Raw genomic sequence first — 11,650 nt, 5'->3', positions numbered from 1 at the left:
GGGCCAGGCGTAATTAATGAAGTTGCCAGTTTCCTCCGAGAGAATACGCGCAATGCAAGGGGTATTGCCGTGTTCAATGTTACGACTGGATTAGCCATTTGGTGCTCGGAAGCCATGACGCTCGCGCTGGTAGCGTTCATGGCCTGGCGCCACAATGTCCGGAACAAGACCTATTTCTATTGGGGAATGGGTTTTCTTCTTAGCGGCGTGGGTTTCGCAATGGTTGCGCTGCGCGGGCAGATACCTGACATTCTCTCCATCGAGATCGGCAACACGATCGCGCTATGTGGGCAGAGCGCGTGGGTTGCCGGGTACCTGGCGCTTGACCGTCGCAAGCTCGAATGGTGGGCATTGCTGCCACCGCTCGTTTGGTTGGGTGGCGTCTTCCTGCCGTGGGTCAATGACGACTACACCAATCGCGTCATTCTCTACAACCTGGCCTCGGCCACCGGCGCGACGGCACTAGCAATGGCAGTCTGCATGACCGGCCAGCGCAGCGAGGGCTCAAGAAGCAAACTGGGGGCTATCTTTGTGATCCAGAGCCTCCTGTGCTTCGGTACGGCGACGGCAATGGCGGTCATCGGCCCCACCGACGCGGAAGCCGCCAACTTCGCGGGCGCCGCGGCTATGGCGACGGGCTTCCTGCTGACCCTAGCGTGCGCGCTAACCTGCGTCGTCATCATGGAACGTTCGGAGAAACACCTTCGTGTGCTCAGCCTGACCGATTCGCTGACGGGCGTCTTGAACCGACGCGGCCTTTTCGGCCGGTTCGATGACATTCAGGAGAGCGCGTTTTACAACAACCGCCAGGTCGCCGTACTGCTCTTCGACCTCGACCACTTCAAACGCGTCAACGATCGGTTCGGACACCAGGCTGGCGACATCGTGCTGACGGTCTTTGCACGCATGGCCCGCCAGTTCGTCCCTGCCGGCGCCTTCGGCCGCATGGGCGGCGAGGAGTTTGCCGCGTTCGCGACGGTGGCCGACCAGACCGAGGCGGAAGCGCTCGCGGAATCGATCCGTGCCGAATTCTGCCGGGTCCCGGTGAGCACCGGCGACGCGATCATTCCCGCAACGGTCAGCACTGGCGTCGCCCTCGCCTCGGCCATCGAGGCCAATAGGGACAAGCTGGTTTCGGCGGCCGATCGCGCGCTATATGCCGCCAAGGCAGCCGGCCGCAACTGCACTGTCATCTTTGGTGAAGCCGAAGCGGCGGCTCCGCCGCCTCCGCAGCCGGATCAAACAGGTGGCGAACTTGTCCCAACACTTGACGACCAGATTCATGCGCTTCGCCGTGTCGGATCACTGTCCAGAGGTTGAGCCCATCTTTTCGAGGCTTGGCAAATCCGCTAAGCCTCGAAGCATGATGATCCCACCATTCCTTTCCATCGATCCCGCCACACGCCACGTCTTCCTCGACGCAAGCAATCCCGCCTTCTATAGCGATCCGAACACCGTCTACGCCGCTCTGCACGCGCACTGCCCCACATTCTATTGGGAGCAGCAGAAGCAGTGGTTCTTCACCGGCTACGACCACGTCAACAGCCTGCTTCGCGATCGCCGCTTCGGCCGCCAGATCCTTCACATAGCCTCGCGTGATGAGCTTGGTCTTCCCGAACCGGATCAGCACGTGGCGAATTTCGATCTCGCCGAACGATACTCGTTGCTAGAGCTGGAGCCACCCGAGCATACCCGTTTGCGAACGCTCGTTAACCGCGCTTTCGTCTCTCGCCACGTCGAGAAGATGAAGCCGGAGCTTGCCCAGCTCGCCAATAGGCTCATTGATGGTTTCGAGAAGGACAACGGAGTCGAGCTGCTTTCAGCATTTGCCGATATTATTCCGGTAACGATGATTGCCCGCATGATCGGCATTCCGGAGGAAATGGGACCGCAGCTCCTGAAGTGGTCCCACGCCTACATTCGCATGTATCTCTTCGGTCGCACCCGCGAGGACGAAGATGGCGCCGAGCGGGCCGCCAAGGAATTTTCGGACTATATAAAGACGGTCATCGCCGAGCGCCGCGCCAGCCCGCAGGACGACCTGCTGACGCATATGATTCATACCGAACACAAGGGCCAGTATCTGACCGAGGACGAGCTCGTCTCGACGACGATCGTACTGCTCAATGCCGGTCACGAGGCGACGGTCCACCAGATCGGTAACTCAGTTCGCATCATCTTGGAAAGCGGAAGCGATCCGACCGAACTCTTCAAGGACGAGGCAACGACCGAACAAACCGTGGAAGAGTCCCTGCGCATCTGCGCGCCGGTTCACATTTTCCAGCGCTGGGCTCTCGAACCCGTCGAGATCGACGGCATTTCATTCAAGCGAGGCGACAAGGTGAGCCTCATTCTGGCCGCTGCCAACCTCGACCCAACAAAATTCAGTGATCCGCTGACCTTCAAACCTGACCGCAACGAGGCTGCCAACCTCTCCTTTGGCGCGGGCATCCATTTCTGCATCGGGGCGCCGCTGGCAAGACTGGAACTGAACATCGTCCTGCCAATTCTCTTCAAGCGGCTGCCTGGGCTCAGGCTCGCCCGGACGCCCGTCGTGAAAGACGTCTATCATTTCCATGGATTGGACCGCCTGGATCTGGCTTGGTAGGCCACAAACAAGAAAGCCCGCGCTCGGGAAAGATGAACTGACCCCATAAAGTTGGACAACAACCTTCGGGGGTCAGTTCAGAGAACGCGGGCTTTCCGTTTCTTTCTGGTGCCTTGCGGCGAGGCGTTATTCCGCAGCCTGCAGAGCCGGCACTCCGTCTACCGGTTCCGGCGGCAACTTGCCGGCTAAGGCAGCAGCAAACTTCGTCTGGTCAAGCTCATTTTCCCAGCGGGCGACGACGACCGTTGCAACCGCGTTGCCGACAAAGTTCGTCAAGGCGCGGCATTCCGACATGAAGCGATCGATGCCGAGGATCAACGCCATGCCGGCAACTGGAACCGAGGGCACAACGGAGAGCGTTGCAGCGAGCGTAATGAAGCCGGCGCCGGTGATGCCGGCAGCGCCCTTGGAGCTCAGCATCGCAACCAGCAGGAGCAGGATCTGATCCGCCAGGGTCAGCGGCGTGTCCGTCGCCTGAGCGATGAAGAGGGCTGCGAGCGTCATATAGATGTTCGTGCCGTCGAGATTGAAGGAATAGCCCGTCGGAATGACGAGACCGACAACAGAGCGTTTGCAGCCTGCCTGCTCCATCTTGGCCATGAGGCCCGGAAGTGCCGCTTCCGAAGAGGAGGTGCCGAGCACGAGTAGGAGCTCTTCCTTGATGTAGCGGATCAAGGCCAGGATCGAGAAGCCGTTGTAGCGCGCGACCGCGCCGAGGACGACGAGCACGAAGAGCAGCGACGTCAGGTAGAAGGTACCGATCAGCATTGCCAGATTTGCAATGGAACCGATGCCGTATTTTCCGATCGTGAAGGCCATGGCGCCGAAAGCGCCGATTGGAGCGGCCTTCATCAGGACTGCCACCAGCTTGAAGACCGGCGCGGTCAGTGCCTGCAGGAAGTCGACGACCGGACGGCCGCGATCGCCGACCATGGCAAGCGCGATGCCGAACAGGACGGAGAAGAAAAGCACCTGAAGAATATCGCCGTCGGCAAAGGCACCAACGATGGTGTTCGGAATAATGTTCATCAGGAAGCCCGTGATGGTCGTGTCATGAGCTTTCGCCGCGTAACTTGCCACGGCCTTGGCATCCAGCGTCGCCGGATCGATATGCATGCCGGCGCCCGGCTGTATGACATTGGCGACCACTAGGCCGACCGCCAGTGCCAGCGTTGAAAAGACGAGGAAGTATAGCATCGCCTTACCGGCGACGCGTCCAACCTTCTGCAGATCGGACATGCCGGCAATGCCCGTCGCAACCGTCAAGAAGATGACGGGGGCGATGATCATCTTGACGAGCTTGATGAAGGCGTCACCGAGCGGCTTCAGCGAGGAGCCGATGTCGGGATAGAAATGACCAAGCAGGATGCCGGCACAGATGGCGGCAAGAACCTGCACGTAGAGAAGTCGATAGAAGGGAACCTTGCCGCGCGGCTGCGCGACTGGAAGTGCTGCACCCATGATGTCCTCCATGTGCCCCAAAACCAAAGCGGCCTCCCGGGGCGATTGCGTTACCAAGTCAACAGCCCACGCGGCTGTTTGCGGAGGATTTGCAACATGCGTGCCAAGTCATAGATTACAGGACTAAATCATTGATGCAGAAATAATTTTCTGTAGAGACCGTAGGGTCGACCGGAAGACGTGAGCGTATTTTCGCACAAATTGATTTGACGTGAGTGCGGAATTGCACACAAGGTGAATAATGCTTCAGTCGACTTCGATGTCAGGTTTCGGCTCTTTCGACCGCACCCGCCGGCGGGTGCGGCGCGTGTGGATCGTGTTTGCCTCCGTTTCGGCAGTACTGGTCCTTGTTGCACTCTTTGCCGCGGACGTGTATGGGCGCGGCTCCGCCATCGATGCGATTGAGGGTCAAAGTCGAACCGACGCCAACCTCAAGGTCGCACTCCTCAACGCGGTCCTGGAGAGGCCCCGCGCGCTACCGCTGCTTCTTGCCGAAGACCAACAGGTTCTCGATGGTCTCTCCTCCGAAGGCAACGATGCGATCGACATATTGAATCGGAAGCTTGAGCGGCTCGTCACGGGAACACAGGCAGCCGTGCTCTACGTCATCGGCCCCAACGGCATCGCCGTGTCCTCGAGCAATTGGCGGGAACCGATCAGCTTCGTCGGCAATGACTACACCTTTCGCGACTACTTCCGAAAGGCGATGGAAGAAGGAACCGCCGAGCACTTTGCCCTGGGCAGTGTCAGCAAGCGCCCTGGCCTCTACATTTCCCGTCGTGTGGGCAGTGCCACAGCACCGCTTGGCGTCGTGGTCGTCAAGCTTGAGTTCGACCGACTCGAGAGCGACTGGCGCGACACGCATCGCCCCGTCTACGTTACCGATGATCGCGGCGTTGTCCTGATCACCAGCATCCCCTCCTGGCGTTTTATGATGAACAGGCCTGTGCCGGAGGCCGACCTTGCCGCCATTCGCAACAGTCTGCAGTTCGGCGATGCGCCGCTGGCGACATTGCCGATCATGCGCCCACAGCCCATCGACACCGAGGCATCGCTTGTTTCCGCTGTTCTTCCCGGTGGTGGGGAAGGTCAGTATCTGCACCTCACGACACCCGTCCCCACCACGCCCTGGCATCTGGAATATCTTGTGCCCACCGACGCGCCGGTCGCGGCGTCGGTTCGCGAAATGCGGCTGCTGTCTCTGGCCGTGCTTCTACCGCTGCTCGCCATCGCGGCATTTCTTCTGTGGAGGCGCCAAGCGGCTGCGACGAAGATCGCGGAAGAACAAGCGATGCGCGAGGAGCTGGAACGGCGGGTCATCGCCCGAACAGATGATCTCAGTCGGGCACGCGACCGTCTGCAAGCCGAAATCTCCGATCATCGGGAAACGGAAGCAAGACTGCAGATCGTGCAGCAGGAGCTGGTGCAGGCGAACCGGCTCGCGATCCTCGGCCAAGTCGCGGCGGGCGTTGCGCATGAGATCAATCAACCGGTGGCAACCATACGCGCTTACGCGGACAATGCCCGCGTCTTCCTGGAGCGCAAGCAAACGAGTCCCGTCGACGAAAACCTCGAAGCGATTGCGGGCCTCACCGAGCGGATCGGCGCGATTACCGACGAATTGAAGGCCTTCGCGCGAAAAGGTCGTGCGGCGGCAGAGCCTGTTGAATTGCGCGGCGTTATCGACGGGGCGGTGGTTCTGCTGAAAAGCCGATTTGCCGGTCAGTTGGAGGCGCTGCACATCCGGCCGCCGCCAACAGGGCTACGCGTGCTGGGCAACCGGATCCGGCTTGAGCAGATTCTGATCAACCTGTTCCAGAACGCCTTGGAAGCGCTTGATGGGCGAGCCGATGCGAAGGTCGACGTCTTCGTAACCGAGACAGACGACGAGGTTGCAATCGAAGTCGCCGACAATGGTCCGGGCATTTCGCCTGCCATCCTGAAGTCGCTTTTCACACCATTCAACACGTCCAAGGAGAGAGGTCTGGGTCTTGGTCTCGTCATTTCCAAGGACATCGTAGCCGACTACGGCGGCCGCATCGACGTAACAAGCGATGAAACCGGAACCTGCTTCACGGTGCATTTGCGGAAGGCCAGAGCATGAGCGATGCAACACCGATCTTCCTCGTAGATGACGACAAGGACCTGCTGCGGGCAACCAAGCAGACGCTTGAACTCGCCGGCTTTGCCGTTTCCGCCTTTTCGGACGCTGGCGAAGCGCTGGCCGCACTGAACCCGGATTTCGCAGGCGTTCTCGTTTCTGATATCCGAATGCCTGAGATCGATGGCTTGCAACTCTTCGGCCGCGTGCGACAGCAGGACGAGGACCTCCCGGTCATCCTGGTCACCGGCCACGGCGACATTCCGATGGCGGTTAAAGCCATGCAGGACGGCGTCTACGACTTCATCACAAAGCCTTTCGCGACAGACCGACTCATCCAAAGCGTGCGGCGCGCTGCCGAAAAGCGCCGCCTCGTCATGGAAAACAGATCTTTGCGGAAAGCCACCGAAGACGCGCGCGACGACCTGCCGCTGATCGGCCAGACACCGGCGATGGAGCGGCTGCGCCACACCTTGCGGCAGATTGCCGATACTGATGTCGACGTGCTCCTTATGGGAGAAACCGGCAGCGGCAAGGAGGTGGTTGCAAGCCTGCTCCACCGCTGGAGCCGGCGCGCATCCGGCAATTTCGTCGCGCTTAACTGCGGGGCGCTGCCGGAGAGTGTGGTTGAAAGCGAGCTGTTCGGTCACGAGCCGGGCGCCTTCACCGGCGCGCAGAAGAAACGCATCGGGCGCATCGAACATGCGAGCGGCGGAACCCTCTTCCTCGACGAGATCGAGAGCATGCCACCGGCAACGCAGGTGCAGATGTTACGCGTGCTCGAAATGCGCGAGGTTACACCGCTCGGCACTAACGAGGTCCGGCCGGTCGATCTGCGTGTCGTTGCTGCCTCCAAGATCGATCTCGGCGACCCCCGCCAACGCGGCGATTTTCGAGAAGATCTCTATTATCGGCTCAACGTTGTGACGATCTCCATCCCGCCGCTCAAGGAGCGCCGAGACGATATTCCACTTCTTTTCGGCTACTTCGCCGAGCGCGCCGCGAGCCGCTTCAAGCGGGACGTGCCTGCGATCCCGCCGTCGATCCACCGCCATCTGCGGGAACACGTCTGGCCGGGCAACGTGCGCGAGCTATCGCATTTTGCCGAGCGGTTTGTCCTGGGAGTCGGACACATCTCTAGCCGTATGCCGGCAGCAGCGCCGGAGGCGGACGAAACCCTGTCGCTGCCGGACCGGCTCGAACGCTACGAGGCTCACATCATTCGCGAAGCTCTGAACGCCAACGACGGCGACGTGCGTCGTACGATTGCGGAACTCGGCATTCCCAGGAAGACGTTCTACGACAAGCTGCAACGCCACGGCATCGTCCGCAGCGATTTCGCGTCTTCTTCCGACAGGAGCTAGGTCTAGCCCGTGGAGGACAAGACGGAAACGCGTCGACGGACTATCCCTCGACCCCCTTCGCTCAGCCTGTTGCTGCGCTGAAATCAGAGTCTGATGACATAGTCCTTGCGAGTCGTTTCAACGACTTCCCAGGTTCCCTTGAAGCCCGGCTTGAGGATCATCCGATCGCCCGCTCGCAGGTGCACGACATCGCCCCCATCCTCCGTCACGATGGAGTAACCCGAGAGCACGCTGAAATACTCCCACTCATCATAGACGATGCGCCACTTGCCGGGGGATGCTTCCCATACGCCGGAATAAAGGCCGCCAGCGGCCTCCTCCAGACTCCAGGTCTTGAACTGCGGATCCCCAACAAGCACACGGTCGGCGTCCGGGGCGCCGAACGCCGGTTCGACGCCGCTAATGTCAAAGGTCAGGTAGTTTGCCATTGTCTCAGCGTCCTTCGCAGCAAACGTTTGCATAAGCAGCTATTCAAATCGTGAGCTTTTTCGAGCGCGTTCGCAATATCCGTTCGACACCTTAGCAGCATACCCTTGTTCGGCTGTTGAGCTTTCGCAGCATACCCTTGTTCAAATTTACAACCATTCGCTACATTACGATGAGGTTAGCAACGATACTCTCTCCGACTGGTGCCAAGCTGGTGACATGATGCGGCGGTCTGGCCCGTGCCAATGTCCATAGCCTGCGCTGCGTTCGCGGTACCTAGCATGGCCTCACTCCAAGCCCGCACGATGAAATCGTCATAGCCAGGGTGCCCGGGGCCGATCTCTCCCGGTTGCTGCTCGCGATAGAGCGTAACGCCTCTATCGACCATGGCAAGGGCCTCGTCTTCCGGCATGTAGCCTGCGTCGGGCCATGTGCCCCAGTCTTCAACGTACCACCAAACCGGGGGCGTGCTGCCATTCTCATTTCCGCCGATCTCAAGGCTCCATTCAGCACTCCGTGCGCGAAGATCCAAACGTCGGCCATCAATCGTGCCCTCGCCCTGGACCGGCACGGACCCGCCGAGCCAATTCAATATGTAGCCGTTTCGCCTAATTTCGCTGCTCATTCGGTCGCCTGGTCATCAACCTGCTGACAGGATAGAGCCTGCCATTTGCTCAGTTTAAAAAGAATCCACTCAGTGTGGAGCTATTTAAATTTCTCTTTCATACGGTTTCCAAGTCATAAGATTGCAGTGGGGTCTATGACGACATACGCGTCGGCTATCATTCGCGTCGTGTGCGCCTATGTTCGCGTTGGACGCAGAGAGAATCATCGACGGCTTCGCGCCAATACCAGTCATGATACCGGATTGCCCCATGGATTACGGCGTATTGACCAGATAGCCTGGCGGGATCGCCGTTGAGCGGAAACACTATGCCGACTCTAGTCGAAATCCTTCGGCCCATTCTAAAGTGAACGGTCAGCTCGAACCATAAGAGCTACTGCGGCCAGCGCTTTCCCGAACATCATTCCGAGAAACGGCGGTATGGCGATCATGAGTAACCGGCCAACGAACAGTCGCTCGAGTGGAAAGGAAAGTGGTAAGCCGATCACTGTCACAAGTGAGCCGGCGATACTTAAAGGCGAGTGATGGCACAACCATGGTTGCAACCTGTGGCTGACACAGCACAGTGATTGCTGGACTAGCAAAGAGTGAACAAAAGGGCATTCCGCAAGGCCGCTCTAATGCTATGCACGACGTGGGCGGATAAACGACGGCATTGGGGTTAAGGCAATGGCACACGGCACACGGCAGACACTAGAAGGGGCATTAGCGTACTTGGTACTTGCTGCAATCTTTTTTGGGGCGCTGGCAATGGGTTATGGGGTTCACAATCCGGTTGACGGTCTCACAAGGCCAGTTGGACCGGCTGCACCGGTAAACCTTGAAGCGACCAAATCACCTAACGCCGGATGACGCGCACGACAAAAGACGCCAGCAAGGCAAAGCGCGGGCTCTGGCAATCCACTCAACTGGCTTGACGTTCTATATCTCCTAACAGCCGGGGTGGCGGTCGCGGTCACGTACTACCTCGGTTATGGCGATACAGCAGCGGGAAACGGGCAAGGAATAGGCCCGTAAATCACCCTGGCCTTTCACGTGACGCCCGCAGCCCAGCGGATGCTGTCGCGCATCTGATGAACCAACATGGTTGAGCGAACGGCGGGCGTGTAAAGCGAGCGGCTTTTCCCGCTTCAGCTTGGCCCGGCCGCGTACCTCCTCGCTGGGCGAAGTCGCCGCCTTCTACCGCGTCTGGTCCGATGCCGTCATCAGTTGTAGTCGGGGAAGGTCACTCGCTTATCGGCTGGCGCGTCCGCCCACGCGCGATAGGCCTCGTAGGTCACCGCACGGGACGCGATCGACCCCGGTCGTGTCCGGGCCGAGCGTCGGAGCCGAGCTGGAAGCGATAGGAGATCGTTGTCTAGGCAGACAGGATGGCAATCGCAGCGATTCTCGCTCGCGCAGACTTTTTCGTGATGTTCATGATTCACATTCTCTTCAGGCGGGCAGTTGCCACGCCAGCATAGGTTAGCCGAACCCGCAAAAGAGCGAGATTGCAAACGGAGAGGTGTGTGAATTAGACGCGTGGAGGTCGCGCCGGTGGATCGACCAAGGCGGAGGCTAGGTTGGCGTCGTGACCGATCGCGAAGGAACGTGCCGCTGAATACGAAGCGGCCAGGCTCGCCATTCTCCGGTGCCGGCACAAAGGCATCGATGCGCAAATCAGCGCAAGAGGACAGTTTTTCGAACAATCGATCGGCTGTGGCTGTTCGTTCGGGCAGCATCCCCTATCGCCGCTCATGGCATGGGTTTCGGCGGTTTGCGACGGCATTTGCATGTTTTGCCATCGCTCGGCCGGACGACGCCATTGCGCTCTCCGCCACGCCAACGCTCACCGGGCCAACGATGACCCCGCGCAATTGCAGGGACGTAAAGGAGGCGCTGAAAAACGGCGATGAACTTCATTGCCCATCACTTGCATGCCAGTAATGGGCAATGGAACCGGGCTCTCAGAAATTTGCGTGAGTTGGACTTGCGACTCATTTCCATTTGCAAAGATTATTTGCAAGTCATTCTTATTACTACGGAAATTCACCGTCAACGGATTGACACAACGCAGCCTACGCGGTTTAAGTCATCGTGCTATAGACAAAAGTCGGATCGTTTCGCAGCGGGCCAGTGCCTACGAAATCAGCCGAAGTCGGACCTGACAAACTAATCGATCCGGGCTTACGCCGCTGTCTGGCCTTCAAGTCCCGCCCATCTTAATTCATCGACCAGATCGCCCACCTCATGACCTGGCAATGCGTCGAGAGGGATGCCACGTATAAAGACAGGCCAGCCCGTGAACCTGTCAACGACAGCCCATCTGCCTTCGAAGGTGGCGCTCTTCTCTACTTGATAGCTGCGAGTTGCTTTGTCGTCTCCCATAAAGGGAATGTAAGGCGACGAGGAACTGTTGGAGACACACCTGAACGCCCATGACGCAGCATTCCTTTCCCAAAGGGTCGGATGAGAGGAGAACCTCCGTTGGGGATCGGTTTGCACCTGTTCCTATGGGGCGAAGGTTCCCCCCTTTGTCTGCCTCATGGACAGGACAGCGACAAAGTACAGGATTGATGAGGGGTTTCCAGTTGGACTTAGGTCCCAGGTGTGCACACCGAGCCAAGCGGGACACCCCAAGCATCCCCGTAGGTCAAAGCTGTCACGGGTGGGCGTTGCCTGGAAGTCTCCCTTGCAGTGTTGTCACCCAAAGAGGGGCTGCGTTGAGTGTCTCAAATGGTGACGAGAACGGCATACACTCGCCCCGGAAGTCTGTGTCGCAATTTACGTGAGCGGACGGAGGATGGGTTGAGGGTAACCGCGAATTTCCCTGCACCTTTTGCCAATGAATGCTCTAATGCATGGGGTGTCACCAAAAAATAGGTGGACACCAAATCATGGAAGAAGATGAACAGAGACTGGGTGTGAGGCTTGTGGGTAGCGACAGGCGTCGTCGATATGATCCCGTTTCGGTCAACCGCATTGTTGCGGCCTTGAACCAGGGGTGTCGGTATCGCGGCTTGCGCTTGAACACGGGGCGAATGTCAACCTCCTGCGGAAATGGATAAGGAAGGCCACGCGGGTCC

7 protein-coding genes are annotated in these 11,650 nt (G+C 59.0%); 4 read left to right on the top strand and 3 right to left on the bottom strand.

Going from position 1 to position 11,650, the window contains the following annotated elements; translation table 11 throughout:
- The first annotated feature begins 114 nt into the window (after positions 1-114).
- Together K9B32_RS09680 and K9B32_RS09675 are read left to right on the top strand one after the other, a co-directional pair.
- On the top strand, positions 115-1,320 hold the full coding sequence (locus K9B32_RS09680; RefSeq protein WP_263490662.1) for a GGDEF domain-containing protein: 1,206 nt from the start codon (positions 115-117) through the stop codon (positions 1,318-1,320).
- A gap of 43 nt (positions 1,321-1,363) precedes the next feature.
- On the top strand, positions 1,364-2,608 hold the full coding sequence (locus K9B32_RS09675) for a cytochrome P450 (protein ID WP_224561690.1): 1,245 nt from the start codon (positions 1,364-1,366) through the stop codon (positions 2,606-2,608).
- Between the two features lie 126 nt (positions 2,609-2,734).
- On the opposite strand, the gene K9B32_RS09670 is transcribed toward K9B32_RS09675, so the two are convergent.
- On the bottom strand, positions 2,735-4,069 hold the full coding sequence (locus K9B32_RS09670) for a dicarboxylate/amino acid:cation symporter (protein WP_224561689.1): 1,335 nt from the start codon (positions 4,067-4,069) through the stop codon (positions 2,735-2,737).
- Positions 4,070-4,310: 241 nt separating this feature from the next.
- Here K9B32_RS09670 and K9B32_RS09665 point away from each other — a divergent pair, with 241 nt between their 5' ends.
- Together K9B32_RS09665 and K9B32_RS09660 are read left to right on the top strand one after the other, a co-directional pair.
- The gene (locus tag K9B32_RS09665; protein WP_224561688.1) at positions 4,311-6,173 is read left to right on the top strand and encodes an ATP-binding protein; all 1,863 of its coding nucleotides are present in this window, start codon (positions 4,311-4,313) and stop codon (positions 6,171-6,173) included.
- Positions 6,170-7,534, top strand: coding sequence for a sigma-54-dependent transcriptional regulator (locus K9B32_RS09660; protein ID WP_224561687.1), 1,365 nt, complete (start codon positions 6,170-6,172; stop codon positions 7,532-7,534). Before K9B32_RS09665 ends, K9B32_RS09660 begins: the two co-directional genes overlap by 4 nt.
- Positions 7,535-7,617: 83 nt before the next feature.
- On the opposite strand, the gene K9B32_RS09655 is transcribed toward K9B32_RS09660, so the two are convergent.
- A complete protein-coding gene (locus tag K9B32_RS09655; protein WP_224561686.1) occupies positions 7,618-7,962 on the bottom strand; it encodes a cupin domain-containing protein in 345 nt (114 codons plus the stop codon).
- A 176-nt stretch (positions 7,963-8,138) separates the two neighbouring features.
- On the bottom strand, positions 8,139-8,585 hold the full coding sequence (locus K9B32_RS09650; RefSeq protein WP_224561685.1) for a hypothetical protein: 447 nt from the start codon (positions 8,583-8,585) through the stop codon (positions 8,139-8,141).
- Between the last annotated feature and the right edge of the window lie 3,065 nt (positions 8,586-11,650).

It is taken from the genome of Rhizobium sp. 3T7 (assembly GCF_020166565.1).
Classification (GTDB): Bacteria; Pseudomonadota; Alphaproteobacteria; order Rhizobiales; family Rhizobiaceae; genus Rhizobium.
This window is presented reverse-complemented; position numbering and strand designations above follow the sequence as displayed.